The following is a 17,718-nucleotide window of genomic DNA, read 5'->3' on the forward strand; positions in this document are numbered from 1 at the left end:
GATCGGACCGCCGCTCCGAGATGGCCTACCGGTTGCGAGGACAACCGGTAGACCGATGGCGATCCGGTACGACGGTCCGGATCGCCAGCTTTCTCGGGTGGCGCTACCCGGGGTCGGGCAGCTTCCTGTCGGCGGTACTGCGGTGCGCTCCCTCAACGGGGTGGACCGGCCCTCCTCCGAGCCGGTCCACCCGCGCCGCGCCGTGAGGTGCGCGGGAGGGGCGGAGTATCGATCAGGTACAGGCGCCGGTCGCGGTGACCAGGCCGTTGGCGCCGAGGGTGATCGTGTAGCCGGTACCGGTCGGCCGGTCCCGCAGCAGCTGGTCGACGCCGACGGTCAGCTGGAGCCAGCCGGCGTCACCAGCGGCCGGGTAGGTGCCGTTCTTGGCGTAGAACGCCTCGACGGCGACCAGCGTGGTCTTCTTGTCGGTCTTGCATGCGGCAGCGTTGCCACGATCCTGGATTCCGCTGACGGCGAAGACCACGATGCCGGACAGCACACCGAGGATGACGATCACGATCAGCAGCTCGATCAGGGTGAAGCCGGATTCGTTCTTCTTCCGCTGCGTCAGCTCTTGGGCTCGGCGGTGGACGCGGCGGGTGGGTCGATGGTTCGAGGCGCGGTGGACGGTTCGGGCGGCCAGGATGGTGGCCCGAAGGCGGTGTTCCATGGTGCTTCCTTTGCGAATGCTCCGGCAGGCGACGGAGACAGGGTCTTTCAGGCGCGGCAACGCGCGACGGATCGACCGGCCTATCGATGGGTCCGACCCCTGGACCCGGCACGCGAAGCCGGCGTCGGCCCCCCAGATGCCGCTAGCTGCCGCGTCAAACACTCGTCTCTGCAAGGCCCGCGTCACAGCGGGTGAACGCCTGACTTTCCCGGCCACTCGCCCGACACGCTGTCGGCCTTTCGGCCGACAGGTGAAGGTCAGGCGGGTACAGACAGGCTCTGCTCGATCAGGCCGAGTCGCAGGGCGGACATGATGGCCTGGGCACGATTGCAGGCGCCGAGCTTCTCGTAGAGCCTCGCCACATAGGTCTTGGCTGTCGAGGGCTGACGAACATCGACCGGGCGAGGCCTCGACGGCGGTGATGACGGACGACTTGTCCGTCTTGCAGGCCGCCGCGTTGCCGCGGTCGTTGATGCCCTGGACCGCGAAGACGACGATGCCTGACAGGACGCCGAGGATGACGATGACGATCAGGAGTTCGATCAGGGTGAAGCCGGATTCGTTTTTGCGGGACTGGCGTAGTTGCTGGAGCATGATGATTTCGCTTTCTTTCAAAGGGTTTGAGTTAGGTCGAAGGCTGGTTCTGGCCGGGCGGTGGGTCGCGGCTGCACCTCCCGTCGCTGGGGAGGACGGTGGCGGCCAGTTGGCGGATTGCCCGGCTGACTTCGTGGTCGGGTTGGGCTGCGGCTAGTGGTTCGCCGCGGTTGATCGAGGCGGGGACGCCGTCCCAGGTTGGGAGGTGGCCGGCGATGGGGCTTCTGACCAACTCGTCGAGGAGCAGGGTAGGTAGGTCCGATCGGGCGTCGGAGCGGTTGACGACGATCGAGCGGGCGGTGCGGTCGTACGGGAGTAGGTCGAGCATGTCGAGGGTGACCCGGAGGTTCTTCAGGGCGGGTCGCTCTGGTGTGGTGACCAGGATCTGGTGGTCGGCGAGATCGAGCGCGGCGAGGACGTTCGCGCCGAAACTGCTTGGGGTGTCCACGACTACGAAGTCGTAGACGAGAGGGAGGACGGCCAGGAGGCGGCTCACCAGCGAGGCTGGGATCCGTTGGGCGTCGCCCGGCCGGGTCGGCGCCAGCAGGCAGTCGAAACCGGGCAGGTAGGTGGTCATCAGCGAGGCGACCGTCTCCGGGGTCAGCTGATCGGCCGCCGGGAGCGCGTCGACCATGCTGCGCTCGGGCCGGAGACCGAGCATTCCGGCGGCATCGCCGAACTCGAGATCGAGGTCGAGCAGGCAGACGCGGTGGGCGCCACGGTCGTGCAGGACCGTGGCCAGGTTTGTCGCCACTGTCGTCTTGCCGCAGCCGCCCTTGGCCGCGAAGACCGTGATGATCCGCCCGTCCGCCATCTCACATCCCCCGTCGCATCGACGGGATCGGCACTCTGTGTCACTGCTTTTGGCGCCGCTCCCGCCTAAAGAGTGAATCCTGGGGCGCCTTCGTCACAGTCGGTGAACGGGTGACAGAGGGGTGACGACCGGGGGACCATCTGTCCGACCCTTGTCGGTCGAATGACCTACAGACAACTAGCTGGGGTCAGGGAGTGTTGCAAGGAGTTGGAGGGCGACCTGGACGTTCAGGGCGTGGTCGGGGTCGAGCCAGCCTTGGCCCAGGAGGACCGTCACTCTGTCCAGGCGTTGCTGGACTGTGTTGGGGTGGACATGGAGTACCTCTGCGGCACGGGTGGGGCTTTGGCCGGACGCGAAATACGCGCGGAGGGTGCCGATCAGGTCGGTACCGCGCTGCCTGTCGTACTGGATGACTTCACCCAGTACGTGGTTCACGTGGGTGGCGACGTCGACATGGGCGGCGCCGACGAGGCCTGCGAGGCCGAGGTCGTTCGGGGTTGCGGCCTGCCGGGCCTTGCCGAGGCGCAGCATCGTGGCGACGAGCCGGGCCGCCTCGCGGTGCACGGTGATGACGTCGCTCCCCCAGGCTGCTGGGCCGGTCACTGCGATGGTCACGCCGGTACGCCGGGCCACGTCGGTCAACTCCTGCGCCACCGTCACGGGGTCTGAGTCGGCGATGAGGAGGACGAGGTCACCGGCGTACGGGCCTACCAGTACGAGCCGTTCCTCGAGTGGAGCCGTCAGGCGGGCCAGTACTCCGGAGTGGTCGCCCCTGCAGACCGCGACGACTACCTGCTTCGGGAGCTCCTTCTGCTTGCCCAGCAGGCGAAAGCGGTCGGCCAGTGCTCGCAGGTCGGTGGTACCGCTGAGTGTGTCGGCGAGGATGTCTGCTTGAGCACGCCGGGACTGCTCGGCTGCTTGACGACGGAAGAGCAGGACGAGCGCTGTGACCACCGCAGCACGCTCGACGATCCGCTGGTCGGCTCCGGACAGTTCGTCGACTCCCCCGATCACCAAGGCGCCCAGGCGCTCCCCTTTGGCAGTGGCAGCAACCACCCAGCAGTCGCCGGTCCGGGTCAACCGCCCCGAGGCCGGCGACTCGGCCCAAGGCATCACTCCCGCTCCGGCTCCCGCTCCCGCTCCCGCTCCGGCTCCGGCTCCGGCTCCGGCTCCGGCGAGAGGTTCAGAGCCCACCTGGCCGGCTCGGGCGAGTTCGTTGCCGGTGGCATCGACCAGGACGACCCAGACGGCCAGTAGCTCGGCCAGCGCGGCCGCGATGGCGTCCACGTCCCCGCCGGACAGGACGATCTCAGCAAACCGGTCGTGCGCAGCAGCGGCGTGCTCGACACCGGCGTGAGCGACCGAGAGCTGCTCTAGTGCAGCGGCGGTCTCCGCGGTCGCCCGGACCTGAACCAGCGTCACCGCTGCCAGGGTCGCGAGCGATCCAAGCAGCGAGACCTCTTCGCGGCTGAACGGTCGGCGGGTGCGGTTGGAGGCGAACAGTACGCCGACGAAGGCGCCGTCCACCGTCAGCGGAGTACCGAGGATGGCCACCAGCCCCTCCTCGCCGACCGCGTCGTCGATCCGGGTGGTGTGCCTGAAGCGCTGGTCGCTTGGGTAGTCCGCCGTCCAGTACGGCTTATGGGTCTCGGCGACCAGGCCGCCGAGCCCGGCGCCGAGCGGCACCCGGAGTTGCTGGAAGGCGGCGGAGACAGACCCGTCGGTTGCCCGCATGTAGGTGTCGCCCTGCGTAGCGTCGTACAGGGTGAGGTAGGCGACGTCGGTACCGATCAGCGTGCGGGCGCGGTGGACGATGGTGTCGAGGACGCCGCCGGGGTCGCGGGCGGAGGCTAGTTCGCGGGCGACGTCGACCAGCGCCGACAGCTCCGTCTCGCGCTTCTTGCTCGCGTCCATCCCGGCACGGATCCGGAGCGCGAGATCGCGGGCGGCCTGGTTCGACCCGGCCGCCCGCGCGAGCTCGCTTCCTGGTGCGTCATCGGCCAGCAGTCGCAGCAACTCCTCCATCAGCGGATCATGTCACCGTCCACTCAGAGCGTGGAGAGGTCGCGTTCGCGGGTCTCGCCGTAGCTGAGCACCGCGACGATCGAGATCACCGCGCAGACCGCGACGTACACGGAGATGGCGAAGCCGGAGTCATAGGCCTTCAGGAGCGCGATCGCGATGAACGGCGCCAAGCCACCGGCGATGATGGAGGCCAGCTGGTAGCCGACCGAGACACCGGAGTACCGGACCCTGGTACCGAACAGCTCGGTGAAGAAGGATGCCTGCGGCCCGTACATCGCACCGTGCAGGACCAGCCCGATGGTGACCGCGAGGACCGCGAGCCCGAAGTTCTTCGTGTCCACCAGCGCGATGAAGACGAAGCCCCAGACACCGACCCCGATCGCGCCGAACAGGTAGACCGGCTTGCGCCCGACCCGGTCCGACAACGCGCCCCAGAGCGGGATCGCGCAGAAGTGCACCGCGGCGGCGATCAACACGGCGTTCAGCGCGAACGACTTGCCCAGCCCGAGATGCTCCTTCGCGTACGTCGCGATCACGATGGTGAAGATGTAGTAGCTGACGTTCTCCGCCATCCGCGCGCCCATCGCGGTCAGCACCTCACGCGGGTACTTGGTGATCACCTCGACGAACGGCAGCTTGTCGGCCGGCTCCTGCTTGGCCCGCGCCTCGCGGAACACCGGCGACTCCTCGATCCGCAGCCGTACCCACAGGCCGACCAGGACCAGTACCGCCGACAGCAGGAACGGGATCCGCCAGCCCCACTTGTCGAACGCCGCATCACTCTGGAACGCCGCCAACCCGGCCAGCACCCCGTTGGCGATCAGCTGCCCGGCCGGTGCGCCGGCCTGCGGCCAGGACGACCAGAACCCACGCCGCTTGGGATCACCGTGCTCCGACACGATCAGTACCGCGCCACCCCACTCGCCGCCGAGCGCGAAGCCCTGGATGAGCCGCAGGACGGTCAGCAGGATCGGCGCCAGTGCTCCCACCTGCGCGTACGTCGGCAGCAGGCCGATCGCGAACGTCGCCATGCCCATCATCAGCAGCGACAGCACCAGCAGGTTCTTGCGGCCCAGCCGGTCGCCGAAGTGGCCGAACACGACGCCACCGATCGGCCGGGCGAAGAAGCCGACGGCGAAGGTGGCGAAGCTGAGCAGCGTGCCGGTGAGCTGTTCGCCCTTGGGGAAGAACAGGTCGCCGAAGACGACGGATGCCGCGACGCCGTACAGGAAGAAGTCGTACCACTCGACCGTCGTGCCGATCAGGCTCGCGCCGACGACCCGCGCGATCGGGGTCCTCGTCCGGGTTGGTTCGGTTGATGTTGCCATTTGGGCGGACTCCTTCTTAGTGGGCGGTCCAGCCGCCGTCGAGGACTAGCGAGCTCCCCGTGAGTGAGGCCGAGGCCGGTCCGCACAGGAGTGCGACCAGTTCGGCCACCTCTTCCGGCTCGATCAGGCGCTTCACGGCTACCGGTTCGAGCAGGACCTTGTCGAGTACTTCGGCCTCGGTCAGACCGTGGACGAGCGCCTGGTCGGCCAGTTGGGCGGTGACGAGCGGCGTACGGACGTACGCCGGATTGACGCAGTTGCTGGTGACCCCGTGCGGGGCGCCTTCGAGGGCGACCACCTTGCTGAGGCCCTCGAGCCCGTGCTTGGCCGCGACGTACGCCGCCTTGAACGGGCTGCCCCGGAGGCCGTGCACGGATGAGATGTTGACGATCCGGCCCCAGCCGCGGCCGTACATGTGCGGAAGGGTCTGCCTGATCAGGCGGAACGGGGACTCCAGCATCAGGCGCAGCAGGTAGCCGAACCGGTCAGGCGGGAACTGCTCGATCGGCGCCACCTGCTGAACCCCGGCGCTGTTCACCAGGATGTCGATGTCGGTCGGCAGGTCCTTGAGTCCGTCCAGATCGGTCAGATCAGCGGTGAAGGTCTCGATGCCGTCGGCGGCCAGCTCGCCGAGCGCTGCGGCGTCGTGGTCGACCGCGACGACCTGTACGCCGTCCGCGACCAGCCGGTGGACGCAGGCGGCGCCGATGCCGGACGCGGCTCCGGTGACGAGGGCTCGACGGGTCTCCATGGCCGAGGACTCTAGAAATCCGCGCCGCCGCGCACTATGGCGTGACGTCACACAGTGCGGCCTTCGGTCATGGTGGCGCACCCCACCCAGCCACACCGTGACCTATCAAACCTGCTTGTAGTGATAGGACGATTTACAGTTGAACCATGGTCGACATCGAACAGCCGAAGAAGAAGGCCGCCGGCGTGCCCGCCGTGCTCTCGTCGTTCAAGTTCGGTCTGCGCGAGATGGGACCGGCGCGGACCGGCAAGGTGTTCTTGAAGATGAACCAGGATCGCGGCTTCGACTGCCCGTCCTGCGCGTGGCCGGACCCGGACAGCAAGCGCAAACACGCGGCCGAGTTCTGCGAGAACGGCGCCAAGGCGGTCGCCTGGGAGGCGACCCGCAAGCGGGTGCCGCGGTCCTTCTACGCCGAGCACTCGATCGACGACCTGGGCAAGATCTCCGAGTTCGAGCTGGGCAAGCTCGGCCGGATCACCGAGCCGATGCTGCTGCGGGCCGGCGCGACGCACTACGAGCCGGTCGGCTGGGACGAGGCGTTCCACGTCGTGGCCCGGCACCTCAAGGCGCTCGTCGACCCGAACGACGCCGTCTTCTATACGTCCGGCCGGACCAGCAACGAGGCCGCCTTCCTGTACCAGACCTTCGTCCGCGCATACGGCACGAACAACCTGCCCGACTGCTCCAACATGTGCCACGAATCATCCGGTACTGCGCTGTCGCGGGTGATCGGCAGCGGCAAGGGCGCCGTCACGCTGGACATGCTCGAGGAAGCCGAGCTGATCGTCGTGGTCGGCCAGAACCCGGGCACCAACGCGCCGCGGATGCTCAGCCATCTGGAGATCGCGAAGAAGAACGGCGCGGACATCGTCTCGGTGAACCCGCTGCCCGAGCCGGGGCTGATGAACTTCAAGAACCCGCAGCGGCCGTCCGGCTGGGTGGGCAAGGGGACGGCGCTGGCCGACCAGCACCTGCAGATCCGGATCGGTGGCGACCAGGCGCTGTTCCTTGCCGTCGGCCACTTGCTGCTGGAGGCCGAGGCGGCTGCGCCGGGGACGGTGCTGGACAAGTCGTTCATCGAGAGCCACACCAGCGGGTACGAGTTGTACGCGAAGCACAATGCGGAGCTGGACTGGGCGGCGGTCGAGCAGGCGAGCGGGCTGACCCGGGCCGAGATCGAGGAGTTCACTGCGCGGTTCGTCAAGTCGAAGGCGACGGTGATCTGCTGGGCGATGGGACTGACCCAGCATCGCGAGGCGGTTGCCACCATCACCGAGATCGTGAACGTGTTGCTGCTGCAGGGGAATATCGGCAAGCCGGGCGCCGGGCCTTGTCCTGTTCGGGGGCATTCGAACGTACAGGGTGATCGATCGATGGGCATCTGGGAGAGGATGCCGGACGCGTTCCTGGATCGGCTGGATCATGAGTTCTCGTTCACCTCGCCGCGGGAGCACGGGATCGATGCGGCGGAGACCGTGCACCGGTTGCGTGAGGGCGCGGTGCGGGTGTTCTTTGCGATGGGCGGGAATTTCGCTTCGGCCACTCCGGATACTGAGGTTGTGGCCGAGGGGTTGCGGCGGTGTGATCTGACGGTGCATGTGTCGACGAAGCTGAATCGGTCGCACACGATCGTCGGGCGGGAGGCGTTGATCCTGCCGACGCTGGGGCGGACGGATCATGACCACACTGCTGCTGGGCCGCAGTCGGTGACGGTCGAGGACTCGCAGGGTGCTGTGCACCTGTCGACTGGGAATTTGTTGCCTCCAGCACCTGAATTGAAGTCCGAGGTGGCGATCGTCTGCGGGATCGCTTCGCTGGTCGTGCCTGAGATCGGGGAGATTCCGTGGGCCGATTTCGCTGATGACTACAGCTTGATCCGGCAGCGGATCGGGCGGGTCTGCGATGGGTACGAGGACTTCGAGCAGCGGCTGCAGGCGACGGGTGGGTTCCTGCTTGCGCATGCGGCGCGGGACAAGCGGGTCTTCAAGACGTCGGACGCGCGGGCGCAGTTCAGCGCCAACGACCTGTCTTGGTTGCCTACTGAGCCCGGGCGGCTGTTGTTGCAGACTATGCGCAGCCATGACCAGTTCAATACGACGATCTATGGGTTGGAGGATCGGTACCGGGGTGTGCATGGGACGCGGGAGGTCGTCTTCGTCAACCCTGCCGACCTCGCGGAGCTTGGGCTGGAGGATGGGCAGCGGGTCGACATCGTCAGCGAGTTCAGGGGTGTCGAGCGGCGGGCGGCAGGCTTCCGGCTTGTTTCCTACCCGACGGCGCGCGGGTGCGTTGCGGCGTACTACCCCGAGACCAACGTCCTGATGTCAGCCGACGACCTGGCGAAGGGCAGCAACACGCCCGTCGCCAAGGGCCTGACCGTCCGCCTGGAGCGCACCAAGTAGCGGGTTATGCCTGCCAGTCGCCGATGTTGTTCCAGGTGTTCTGCAGGGTGAGGACTTCCTGCGGGATCCAGTCGGCGGCCAGTTCGTACGCGTCGCGCATCGCTTCGATGCCGCCGGCCTCGTGGAGGATCTCGCCGATCGCCCGGGCCCGGCGGTCTCCGGCGGTCCCTTCCCGGAAGGATGTCGCCTGCCCGAGTCCGACCAGTTCGCGCACCAGCGGCGGCAGATCCTCCAGCGGAGCCCGCCGGGCCCGCCGAAGCTGCTCTTCCTTCTCGTTGTACGCCCGCAGGTGCTTGAGATCCCGGAGATCCTTCTTGCTCAGCCCCGGCCCGCGCCGCCATCGCTCGAACATCCAGCCTCCTCGACTCGTCCGACCAGAAGACCAGCATCCCGCATCACGAAGCGTTCCCGCAGGCGCGCAACGATCGGTACTAGCAGCTCTTGATCTTGTAGACGGTGTTCCAGCCGCCGCGGTGCTCCAGGATCGGCTGAATCGCCCCGGTGTTCGGGCGGACGGTCTGCAACGTGTTCCCACTGGCGCCGAGGATGCCGGTAGCCACGCCGCCGGTCTGATAGTCGAGCACCTCACTCCAGGCACCGTCGGTGTAGTCGAACCAGTTGCTCAGCGAGTAGGTGGTGCAGGTGTAGAACTTGAACCGCCACCAGCCGGTGAACCGCTTGTTCGGGTCGTTGGACTGAACGAAGGCGCAGAAGTAGCCGGTCGAGCACAGCTCCAGCCCCACGTGCCCGACCCAGGTCCGCTCGACAGCAGGCGAGGTGGACGGCTCCGCCACAGCCACCGCGTTGGCGACCGGCGCGACAGTCTCCGGCCCACTGTCGGCCGCGGCCGCCGGGCTGACACCGGACACAAGCAGCACAACAACCGACGAGGCGGCCAGCACCCCGGCGTACAGACGTTTGATCATGACAATTCTCTTCCTGAGGGGCGGATTTCCGAGCACTGGAACCGTAGACCACCCCACCCCCACCCAAAACCCCTGAAACACAAACCGAAAAGCCGACCTCAACCCGAGCACCCACGTCCCGCCAACTCACAAGCCCACCCTCCCCGCGCCGCCGCCCGCACCCCACTGCAGGCCCCGCTGTGTCCGGCTCGACAGGAGGTAGTCGCCAACCTGCACCCCGCCCACGCTCAGCCAACGCCCGACACCAGCCCCACAGTCGACTACCTCCTGTCGAGCCGGACACATCCCCCAGACAAACCCGACGCCCGGCACCGCGTGAACCACAGTAGAAGCCGGGACCATCTGTTGCTCTTGGCTGTTGCTCTTGGCAAGAAGTCCCGCTCGCCGGGTGGCGAGCGGGACTTCTTGGGTGGTGGGGGTTAGCCGACTGGGGTTAGTTCTCGGTCGGGGGTTGGGGTGGTGGTGGTGGTGTGCTTGGCTTGTTTGCCGCGGAGCCACTTGGGGGCCCACCAGTTGGCGTCGCCTAGGAGGGTCATGATGGCGGGGAGGACTACTGCCCGGATGATGGTGGCGTCGATGAGGATTGCCACCGCCAGGCCGACTCCCAGCTGCTTCATGTCGAGGGTGCTCAGGGTGGCGAAGACTGCGAAGACGCCGATCATGACGGCGGCCGCGCTGGTCACCACGCCTGCGGAGCCGGTGATGCCTTCGGCTACTGCTTGTTTGGTGGGGACTCCTCGGAGGACGGCTTCGCGGATTCGGCTGACTACGAAGACGTGGTAGTCCATGGAGAGGCCGAAGAGGACTACGAAGAGGAACAAAGGGAGCCAGGAGACGACTGCTCCGTTGGAGCGGAAGTCGAGGATGCCCTCGGCCCAGGTGTTTTGGAAGACGGCGGTTACTACGCCGTACGCCGCGCCGGCGCTCAGTAGGTTGAGGCCGATGGCGGTCACAGCGACGACCACCGAGCGGAAGGTGATCATCATGACGATCATCGTCAGCAGGAGGACGAAGCCGATCACCAGCGGGAGTTTCGCCCGGGTGTGGGCGGCATAGTCGACATCGGCCGCCACGAACCCGCCGACCGCGTACTCGACGCCTGGCACCTTGCCGAAGGTTTCCGGCATGAGTTCCTTGCGCAGCTTGGTCAGCGAGTCACGCGCCTCCTGGCTACCACCCTCGTACGGCGTCGCGACCTCGAACACCGTCACGCGACCGTCGGCCGACACCTTCGGCTCCTCGAGTCCGTCCTGCGCGAACAGCTTGTCCGACTGCGTCCGCTTGATCAGGTCGGCGAACGCGGCCTTCACTGCCGGCTGTTCATTGGCAGGAGCCCGTACTGCGACCTCGTGGCTGGTCCCCGTGCTCGGGAAGGACGCGGTCAACCGGTCGTACGCCTTCATCACCGCGGTGTCGCGCGGCAGATCCTCCGTACCAGGGAACTTCAGCGTCATACCGAGCGCAGGTGAGGCCACCGCGAGCAGCGCGGTAACGGAAACCAGCAGCGTGGCGATCGGGTGCTTCAGGGCCGGCTTGAGCACGGTCGGCCAGAAGCGGGGCTGAGACTTGTTCGCGGTCAGGCGCCACAGCAGCGGGATGCGCGGCCGGTCGACCCAGCGACCCAGCTTGGCGAGGATCGCGGGGAGCACGGTCAGCGAGCCGACCACCGCGACGGCGACCACGAGGATCGAGCCGACGGCGAAGGAAGAGAAGACAGCGTCGCGGGCCAGGAAGAGTCCCGCCATCGAGATGATGACCGCAGTACCGGAGACGACGACTGCGTGCCCGGAGGTTGCCGCCGCGATCTCGACCGCGTCGACGTGGCCGCGGCCCTTGGCGCGTTCCTCTCGTTCGCGGCGGAGGTAGAAGAGTGAGTAGTCGACGCCGACCGCCATACCGATCAGCAGGATGACGCTGTTGACCGCGTCGACCGCTGGCACGAGTTGAGACGCTGCTGCGGCTAAGCCGATCGCGGCGGCGACGGCTGACAGTGCGAGCAGGAGCGGCACCGCAGCTGCAATCAGGGCACCGAAGGCGATCAGCAGGATGATCAGAGTGACCGGCAGGCTGAAGATCTCGGCGCGCTGGAAGTCCTTGCCGAGTGTCTCGTTGAGCGCCTTGTCGATGGACTCGCCACCGACCTCCTCGACCCGAAGCCCCGGGAAGTCCTGCTGGACCTTCGCGGTCGTGTCGAGCAGCGGCTGGACCCGGTTGTCGTCGTCGCCGTCCTTCAGCGTGACCTGGACGATCAGCGCGTCCTTCTTCGGCGACAGGGTGGGCTTGGCGACCTCCGCGACCCCACCGAGGGCGCGCATCCGCTCAGTCACCACGGCCGCGACCTTGTTGGCCTCGGCCTGGTCCAGCTGACCCGAGCGCGGCGTGATCAGCACGCTCTCGACGTCGTGGTCGGGGAAGTTACCGGACTTGACGATGTTGTCGGCGCGGGTGACCTCGCCGATGTCGCCCTCGTTGCTGGACTCCTTGGTCCCCGTCATATTGCCGAGCGCGAAACACGCCACGACTACGACCACCCACATGGCGATCGCGCGCCACGGATGGGTGGCACTCCAGCGTGCGGCCCGCACCGTGAGTTGTCCCCTGGAAGTGGACATGGTGGTTCCTACCCCTCTGCGCCCGCCTCTGGACGCACCCTCCCAGCCCGGCCCGACGCCGACTGCTGGCTACGCGTCTCAGCATTCGTTAAGCCGGCCATCCGCCACCATGCAGGAAGCCACCGAGTCCACCCTGGTGCCAGCCCCACCCCACCCTGGGGGAAACCACCCGGGGAACTTTCCCGTACTACGTACGGGTGGCCGGCGCGAAGGGTGGCCGGTGAGGGCGGAGCGCCATCGAACAGCAACGTCCCGGCTGGACCGACGACAGCAGGCTCACTGAGCGTGGCGGGCTGTGCGCGGCAGGGGTTGGTGTGCCGTGGGGGTGCACCCCTCAGGGCATCCCCTACCGGGGCGCCTGGCGGAGCGGCGTACGGGTGGTCAGAAGTCCTCGAGGTCGAGGGTGGAGGCGGCGGAGATGCCCTCCAGGTAGCCCTCGGCGCGTTCGGCTTTGGGGTAGCGGTGGACCAGGTTCCAGAACGCTGCGTTGTGGGACGGTTCCACCAGGTGAGCGAGTTCGTGGACCAGGACGTAGTCCACGACCCAGGCCGGCATCGACTGCAAACGGGTCGACAACCGGATCGACCGGTCGGCCGGAGTGCAGGATCCCCACCGTCGATTCTGGTTCGAAACCCACCTCACAGACGCAGGTTCGGGCACTTCTGGGAGGTGACGACACGCGAGATCGTGTGCTCTGGCCAACAATTTTTCGTCCGACACGCGGGATCTGCTGCGCTGCTTCTCGAGCCGCTGGAGCATGGTTTCGACCCAGCGCGCCTCCTCGGTGGCGGACAGCCGATCGGGCATCAGCACGATCACCCGCTCGCCGTCCCGGTAGGCGCTGACGGTCCGCTTGCGCCGCTTGCTGCGGCGGATGTCCACATACGGCGGGATCGGGCGCGGTGGAGAGTCGGCCATGACTCAGACCGTACCGCCTGAATCCCCCAACTTTCTTCTGTCCACATCCTGTGAATTGACGTTTCCGCAGGTCAGACGCCAGTTGTCGAATCGGTGGACGCTGGTTGTTCACATCCTGTTCCCCCGCTCGTCCACAGTGTCGACCGGCGCGCCCCACAGCTTGCACACAGGTTTATCCACAGGGGTGGACAACCCGGACTTGTCAGCGCGGCCGGCAACTCCTAGCGTCAGGTCCAGCAGGCTCCCGGACCGCCTCCGGGGCCATTCGGAGGGGAAGCCGAGTGGTTCCGAAGGCGGACAACCGGGAGCCTGTTCCGCGTGACCGTCGACCACGGAAAGCGATTTCCAAGCGGCGCGCGGAGCGGGAGATGGACTTGAGCCACTCTCAGCCTGCCGTAGGGTGAATCCCGATTGGGCCGAACGGCCTACGGCAGGACGGTCTGCCGAAAGCATCCACGACGGCCGGGCAAAGCCTCGGCTGGTATCAAGCAAGGAGAGGGCCCTCATGGCAGAGACCTGGAGCGGCGAGTTCTACTGCGTCAAGTGCAAGGCCAAGCGCACCGCCGACGGCGAGGTCAAGGTCAACGACAAGGGCACGCGCATGGCCAAGGCCAAGTGCCCCGAGTGCGGTACGAACCTGAACCGGATCCTCGGCAAGGCCTGACGCACCAAGTCGTGGGGGCGGCGGTGCGATCTTCGGATCCACCTCCGCCCCTCCGTCGTTAAGCAACCTGTGATCCAACTCGCGGTGCCCCGGCGGGGGCTCCGCTTGGGTGACCGGACAGAATGGGGAGCGTGTCCGACCTCCCCCGCAAAGCACTCAGCCGCACCGCCAAGCTGGCCAGCCTGCCACTCGGTGCCGCCGGGCGCGCGACCGTCGGACTGGGCAAGCGGATCGGCGGTGCGCCGGCCGAGACGGTGATGGCCGAGTTCCAGCGCCGTACGGCCGACCAGTTGTTCTCCGTCCTGGGTGAGCTCAAGGGCGGCGCGATGAAGTTCGGGCAGATGCTGAGCCTGATGGAGTCGGCGATGCCGGAGGAGTTCGCGGCACCGTACCGGGCGACGCTGACCAAGCTGCAGGACTCCGCGCCACCGATGCCGGCGTCGACCGTGCATACGATCCTGTCCCGCGAGCTGGGCAAGCGCTGGCGGGATCGGTTCCAGGAGTTCGACGATCTGCCGGCGGCGGCCGCGTCGATCGGGCAGGTGCATCGCGGCATCCTGAAGGACGGCCGTGAGGTCGCGGTCAAACTCCAGTACCCGGGTGCCGCCGAGGCGTTGCGGGCGGATCTCAAGCAACTCGGGCGCTTCGCCCGGACCTTCGGCGCGCTCGTCCCCGGCGTCGACATGAAGCCGCTGGTCGCGGAGTTGCAGGAGCGGATCGGCGAGGAGCTCGACTACGACCGCGAGGCGCAGGCGCAGCAGCAGTACGCCGATGCCTTCAAGGACCATCACGAGTTCGTGGTGCCGCGCGTCATCAAGCACTCCCCCACGGTCATCGTGTCCGAATGGATCGAGGGCAAGCCGCTCTCGAAGGTGATCACCGAGGGTACGAAGGAAGAGCGCGACGAGATCGGGCTGAAGTACGTCCGGTTCATGTTCAGCGGCCCGCGACTGGCCGGGCTGCTGCACTCCGACCCGCACCCCGGCAACTTCCGGGTGATGGCCGACGGGCGGCTCGGCGTGGTCGACTTCGGGCTCTGCGCGCGGCTCCCTGATGGGCTGCCACCCGCTGTCGGGCGGTTGCTGCGCATCTCGCTGGAGGGCGACGGCGACGCCGTACTGGCCGGGTTGCGCGCCGAAGGCTTCATCAAGCCCCGGATGGACATCGACCCCGAGCAGCTGATGGCCTACCTGGCGCCGTTCGCCGAGCCGGCCCGTTCGGAGACGTTCCATTTCAGCCGGGCGTGGATGCGCGAGCAGGCGACCCGGACCAGCGACTTCCGTTCCCCGAACGCCACGATGGCGCTCAAGATCAACCTGCCGCCGTCGTACCTGCTGATCCACCGAGTCTGGATCGGCGGCATCGCCGTCCTGTCCCAACTCGACACCGAGGCCCCGTTCCGGGCGGTCCTCGAAGAGTTCCTCCCCGGCTTCACTGACTGACCCACCTCACCACCAGGCGCTGTCGAGCTTCCCCTCGATGCTGCGGACGTTCTCGCGGGCGCAGCGATCGCAGTACAGCAGCTTGCGCCCGTTCTCGACCGAGGTCACCCAGGTCAGCGGCGCATCCTCGGTCTCCGCCTGACTACCGCAGAGTGAACAAGTCGCATTCGGCATAAAACTCATTCTCCTCCAACCCATGCGCCGACCTAAACTAGGTCCTTCCGCCGGCTCCTGGCCGGCTCTTCGATGGTCCCGGCGTACCGCCAAACGCCGCATCTATGAACAAGCAGTACTCCGGTACGTCGCAGCTGGCCCTGACTGTCGAGGTCCTCGACAACCGCCCGGACCGGCCAGTCGTCACGATCCTGGTCGACGGTGAGAAGCCGTTCGCCGGTGTCGCTTCCACCTGGCAAGGCTTCGATCCGGACGACCTCCTCGGTGCGCAGCAACCGCTGGTCCCCCGCGAGCCGGCTGGGCGCCGAGTTGCGGTCCATCGGTGTTCCTGCGGGGAACCCGGGTGTGGGGTCATCGCGCCGGTAATCGTCGGCTCACCCGACGGACGACTGGTCTCGTGGGTCGATTTCTCGGACTATGTGGGTGTCTTCTGCGGGCCCACGTACGACGGAGTCGTGCCGTACGACGGTCGCCCGTGGCCCCTTCCCGACCTTCATTTCGACCGCGGGCAGTACGAGGCCGAGGTCGCCCGGGCAACAGCCGATCGTTCGTGGGAGACGCCCCGGCGAAAGACCGCGCGGCTGATCAGGGAGCGGCTGGATCTGCTGCAGCTGTCTCCGGACCTCACACTGCGATGGGTTGCCCCGGGATGGACCGACGACGGCATTGTGCTGGCCTTCGACGGCGACCGGTTGCTGAAACTCACCAGCCGGCACCAGGATCCCGACGAAGCTGCGGGGGAACTGCTCGCGGAGTTGTTGTCGACTCCTGTGGGCGAGTGGGTGCGAGCGTTCGGCTGGAGGCCGTCTCGCCTGAGGAAACGCTCGGCGCCTTAAGGTCGCGGATATGCGATGGCAGATCCATGGAGAGAGTGAGGCCTGGGGGAACCCGTGGCTGAGTGTGCGGCGGCTTGATGTCGAGCAGCCTGATGGGCGGCGGTTCGACTATCACGCGGTGCGGTTGAGGCATGTGGCGGCCGCGGTGGTCCTCGACAACGAGCAGCGGGTGCTGTTGATGTGGCGGCACCGGTTCCTGACCGACCGGTGGGCGTGGGAACTCCCGATGGGGCTGATTGAGCCGGGTGAGTCGCCGGCTGAGGCGGCTGCGCGGGAGGTTGAGGAAGAGACCGGGTGGCGGGTTGGGGAGATGCAGGAGCTTGTGTACTCCGAACCGGCCGCGGGGATCATGGACTCCGAGCACCACGTGTTCCGCGCTACCTCGGCGGTGTGGGTTGGAGAGCCTACTGAGGTGAATGAGTCGGATCGGATCGAGTGGATCCCGCTGAGCGATGTGCCGGGGATGATTGGTCGGCGGGAGATCGTCAGCGGGATCACTCTCGTTGGATTACAGCAAGCTCTGCTTCAGGGCTGACTCAGGCCGGTTGGGTCTTCAAGACGATGCGGAGGTTGGCCTTCGGCTGGTGCTGCCAGGCCTCTTCGGCTTCCTCGAGCGGGTAGGTCTCGATGATGGGGCGGATTCCCTTCAGGACGGCGAAGTTGAGGGTGTCTTCGCTGTCCTGGGCGACGCCGCTGTACCAACCGGAGACCGACAGTCGAGAGTCGGCGAGGTCGTGGCCGGTGACCTGGATGGGGTCGCCGCCCTCGAGCACGATCAGCTGGCCGTTCGGGCGCAGGCCCTTGACCAGGTCGGACTGCAACTCCGCACGAGACACCGTCGCCAGTACGGTCGCCGCGCCACCGAGCGCCTTCAGCGCCTCACCGGCATCGCCTTCGTTGCTGTCGATGTACTCGTCCGCGCCGAGCTCACGGGCCAGCTTCTCCTTGTCGCGCCCACGGTTGATCGCGACGGTCCGGAAGCCCATCTTGTTCGCGAACTGGATCGCCAGGTGCCCGACCCCACCGACACCCTGTACTGCGACCGTGTCGCCCGGCCCCGCGTGCGCGTGCCGGAGCGCATTGAAAGCCGTGATGCCGCCACACATCAGCGGCGCGGCGTCCTCGAAGGTCAGCCCCTCGGGGATCCGGGCGACCGCGTCCTGCGGAGCCACCATGTACTCCGCATAGCCGCCGTCGTACGACGTACCGACGATCGTGTGCTGGACGCAGTTGGTGAAGTCACCGCGACGGCAGAACTCACAGGTGAAGTCGACGCCACCGGACCAGCCGACGCCGACCCGCTGGCCGACCTCCCACACCGTCACACCGTCACCGACCGCATCGACCACGCCGGCGATCTCATGGCCGGGAACCCGCGGCAGGACCGTACCGAAGAGGGCGTTGCGGGGAATCGCGTCGCCGCCGCAGATCCCGCAGGCGTACACCTTCACCCGGATCTGGCCGGCCTTGGGCTCGGGGATGGGCATGTCGGTCACCACGAAGGGGCCGCCGGCCTGCTGGACCTGGGCCGCACGCATTGTCGCTGTCATCTCTGTCGTCTC

16 protein-coding genes and 1 pseudogene are annotated in these 17,718 nt (G+C 67.2%); 5 read left to right on the forward strand and 12 right to left on the reverse strand.

Going from position 1 to position 17,718, the window contains the following annotated elements; all coding sequences use genetic code 11:
* Window positions 1-232 precede the first annotated feature (232 nt).
* From AB0M15_RS33580 to AB0M15_RS33605, 6 genes and pseudogenes are all read right to left on the reverse strand, one after another.
* The gene (locus AB0M15_RS33580) at window positions 233-670 is read right to left on the reverse strand and encodes a prepilin-type N-terminal cleavage/methylation domain-containing protein (RefSeq protein WP_363828242.1); all 438 of its coding nucleotides are present in this window, start codon (window positions 668-670) and stop codon (window positions 233-235) included.
* 495 nt (window positions 671-1,165) lie between these two features.
* A pseudogene (locus AB0M15_RS33585) lies at window positions 1,166-1,264 on the reverse strand (prepilin-type N-terminal cleavage/methylation domain-containing protein); the annotation flags it as partial.
* A gap of 31 nt (window positions 1,265-1,295) precedes the next feature.
* Complete coding sequence (locus AB0M15_RS33590; protein WP_363827463.1) at window positions 1,296-2,078, reverse strand: P-loop NTPase; 783 nt, start codon at window positions 2,076-2,078, stop codon at window positions 1,296-1,298.
* Between the two features lie 177 nt (window positions 2,079-2,255).
* Entirely contained in the window at window positions 2,256-4,103 is a 1,848-nt protein-coding gene (locus AB0M15_RS33595; RefSeq protein ID WP_363827469.1) for a helix-turn-helix domain-containing protein, read from the reverse strand.
* A 23-nt stretch (window positions 4,104-4,126) separates the two neighbouring features.
* A complete protein-coding gene (locus AB0M15_RS33600) occupies window positions 4,127-5,431 on the reverse strand; it encodes an MFS transporter (protein WP_363827477.1) in 1,305 nt (434 codons plus the stop codon).
* Window positions 5,432-5,447: 16 nt separating this feature from the next.
* Window positions 5,448-6,182 carry an SDR family NAD(P)-dependent oxidoreductase gene (locus AB0M15_RS33605; protein ID WP_363827485.1) on the reverse strand — a complete coding sequence of 245 codons (735 nt, stop codon included), beginning with the start codon at window positions 6,180-6,182 and terminating at the stop codon, window positions 5,448-5,450.
* A gap of 146 nt (window positions 6,183-6,328) precedes the next feature.
* On the opposite strand from AB0M15_RS33605, the gene AB0M15_RS33610 reads away from it, so the two are divergent.
* Window positions 6,329-8,584, forward strand: coding sequence for an FdhF/YdeP family oxidoreductase (locus AB0M15_RS33610; protein ID WP_363827494.1), 2,256 nt, complete (start codon window positions 6,329-6,331; stop codon window positions 8,582-8,584).
* A gap of 4 nt (window positions 8,585-8,588) precedes the next feature.
* Here AB0M15_RS33610 and AB0M15_RS33615 read toward each other — a convergent pair whose 3' ends face one another.
* The 4 genes from AB0M15_RS33615 to AB0M15_RS33630 form a co-directional block, all read right to left on the reverse strand.
* On the reverse strand, window positions 8,589-8,936 hold the full coding sequence (locus tag AB0M15_RS33615; RefSeq protein WP_363827501.1) for a hypothetical protein: 348 nt from the start codon (window positions 8,934-8,936) through the stop codon (window positions 8,589-8,591).
* Window positions 8,937-9,015: 79 nt separating this feature from the next.
* Window positions 9,016-9,510 (reverse strand): hypothetical protein, encoded by a 495-nt coding sequence (locus AB0M15_RS33620; RefSeq protein ID WP_363827507.1) that lies wholly within the window; start codon window positions 9,508-9,510, stop codon window positions 9,016-9,018.
* Between the two features lie 419 nt (window positions 9,511-9,929).
* Window positions 9,930-12,122 carry an MMPL family transporter gene (locus tag AB0M15_RS33625; RefSeq protein ID WP_363827513.1) on the reverse strand — a complete coding sequence of 731 codons (2,193 nt, stop codon included), beginning with the start codon at window positions 12,120-12,122 and terminating at the stop codon, window positions 9,930-9,932.
* A 381-nt stretch (window positions 12,123-12,503) separates the two neighbouring features.
* Window positions 12,504-13,040, reverse strand: a complete 537-nt coding sequence (locus AB0M15_RS33630; RefSeq protein ID WP_363827520.1) for a M48 family metallopeptidase — start codon at window positions 13,038-13,040, stop codon at window positions 12,504-12,506.
* A gap of 505 nt (window positions 13,041-13,545) precedes the next feature.
* On the opposite strand from AB0M15_RS33630, the gene AB0M15_RS33635 reads away from it, so the two are divergent.
* Window positions 13,546-13,704 (forward strand): DUF5679 domain-containing protein, encoded by a 159-nt coding sequence (locus tag AB0M15_RS33635; RefSeq protein ID WP_012922897.1) that lies wholly within the window; start codon window positions 13,546-13,548, stop codon window positions 13,702-13,704.
* 122 nt (window positions 13,705-13,826) lie between these two features.
* Entirely contained in the window at window positions 13,827-15,146 is a 1,320-nt protein-coding gene (locus AB0M15_RS33640) for an AarF/ABC1/UbiB kinase family protein (protein ID WP_363827525.1), read from the forward strand.
* 6 nt (window positions 15,147-15,152) lie between these two features.
* On the opposite strand, the gene AB0M15_RS33645 is transcribed toward AB0M15_RS33640, so the two are convergent.
* Complete coding sequence (locus tag AB0M15_RS33645; RefSeq protein WP_363827532.1) at window positions 15,153-15,320, reverse strand: hypothetical protein; 168 nt, start codon at window positions 15,318-15,320, stop codon at window positions 15,153-15,155.
* Window positions 15,321-15,424: 104 nt separating this feature from the next.
* Between AB0M15_RS33645 and AB0M15_RS33650 the strand changes: the two genes are divergently transcribed.
* Window positions 15,425-16,156 carry a hypothetical protein gene (locus AB0M15_RS33650; RefSeq protein WP_363827535.1) on the forward strand — a complete coding sequence of 244 codons (732 nt, stop codon included), beginning with the start codon at window positions 15,425-15,427 and terminating at the stop codon, window positions 16,154-16,156.
* A 10-nt stretch (window positions 16,157-16,166) separates the two neighbouring features.
* Window positions 16,167-16,691 carry an NUDIX hydrolase gene (locus AB0M15_RS33655; protein ID WP_363827537.1) on the forward strand — a complete coding sequence of 175 codons (525 nt, stop codon included), beginning with the start codon at window positions 16,167-16,169 and terminating at the stop codon, window positions 16,689-16,691.
* 1 nt (window position 16,692) lies between these two features.
* Here the strand turns inward: AB0M15_RS33655 and AB0M15_RS33660 are convergent, their stop codons facing one another.
* On the reverse strand, window positions 16,693-17,706 hold the full coding sequence (locus tag AB0M15_RS33660) for an alcohol dehydrogenase catalytic domain-containing protein (protein ID WP_363827540.1): 1,014 nt from the start codon (window positions 17,704-17,706) through the stop codon (window positions 16,693-16,695).
* Between the last annotated feature and the right edge of the window lie 12 nt (window positions 17,707-17,718).

The sequence above is a fragment of the Kribbella sp. NPDC051718 genome, from assembly GCF_040681515.1.
GTDB lineage: Bacteria > Actinomycetota > Actinomycetes > Propionibacteriales > Kribbellaceae > Kribbella.

Excerpts from the sequence above, each read along its gene's own strand:
- AB0M15_RS33630 (WP_363827520.1), bottom strand. The coding sequence starts at position 13,040 with ATGGCCGACTCTCCACCGCGCCCGATCCCGCCGTATGTGGACATCCGC.
- AB0M15_RS33625 (WP_363827513.1), bottom strand. The coding sequence starts at position 12,122 with ATGTCCACTTCCAGGGGACAACTCACGGTGCGGGCCGCACGCTGGAGT.
- AB0M15_RS33640 (WP_363827525.1), top strand. The coding sequence starts at position 13,827 with ATGGGGAGCGTGTCCGACCTCCCCCGCAAAGCACTCAGCCGCACCGCC.
- AB0M15_RS33595 (WP_363827469.1), bottom strand. The coding sequence starts at position 4,103 with ATGGAGGAGTTGCTGCGACTGCTGGCCGATGACGCACCAGGAAGCGAG.
- AB0M15_RS33660 (WP_363827540.1), bottom strand. The coding sequence starts at position 17,706 with ATGACAGCGACAATGCGTGCGGCCCAGGTCCAGCAGGCCGGCGGCCCC.
- AB0M15_RS33635 (WP_012922897.1), top strand. The coding sequence starts at position 13,546 with ATGGCAGAGACCTGGAGCGGCGAGTTCTACTGCGTCAAGTGCAAGGCC.
- AB0M15_RS33590 (WP_363827463.1), bottom strand. The coding sequence starts at position 2,078 with ATGGCGGACGGGCGGATCATCACGGTCTTCGCGGCCAAGGGCGGCTGC.
- AB0M15_RS33605 (WP_363827485.1), bottom strand. The coding sequence starts at position 6,182 with ATGGAGACCCGTCGAGCCCTCGTCACCGGAGCCGCGTCCGGCATCGGC.
- AB0M15_RS33615 (WP_363827501.1), bottom strand. The coding sequence starts at position 8,936 with ATGTTCGAGCGATGGCGGCGCGGGCCGGGGCTGAGCAAGAAGGATCTC.
- AB0M15_RS33655 (WP_363827537.1), top strand. The coding sequence starts at position 16,167 with ATGCGATGGCAGATCCATGGAGAGAGTGAGGCCTGGGGGAACCCGTGG.
- AB0M15_RS33620 (WP_363827507.1), bottom strand. The coding sequence starts at position 9,510 with ATGATCAAACGTCTGTACGCCGGGGTGCTGGCCGCCTCGTCGGTTGTT.
- AB0M15_RS33610 (WP_363827494.1), top strand. The coding sequence starts at position 6,329 with ATGGTCGACATCGAACAGCCGAAGAAGAAGGCCGCCGGCGTGCCCGCC.
- AB0M15_RS33600 (WP_363827477.1), bottom strand. The coding sequence starts at position 5,431 with ATGGCAACATCAACCGAACCAACCCGGACGAGGACCCCGATCGCGCGG.
- AB0M15_RS33645 (WP_363827532.1), bottom strand. The coding sequence starts at position 15,320 with ATGCCGAATGCGACTTGTTCACTCTGCGGTAGTCAGGCGGAGACCGAG.
- AB0M15_RS33580 (WP_363828242.1), bottom strand. The coding sequence starts at position 670 with ATGGAACACCGCCTTCGGGCCACCATCCTGGCCGCCCGAACCGTCCAC.
- AB0M15_RS33650 (WP_363827535.1), top strand. The coding sequence starts at position 15,425 with ATGAACAAGCAGTACTCCGGTACGTCGCAGCTGGCCCTGACTGTCGAG.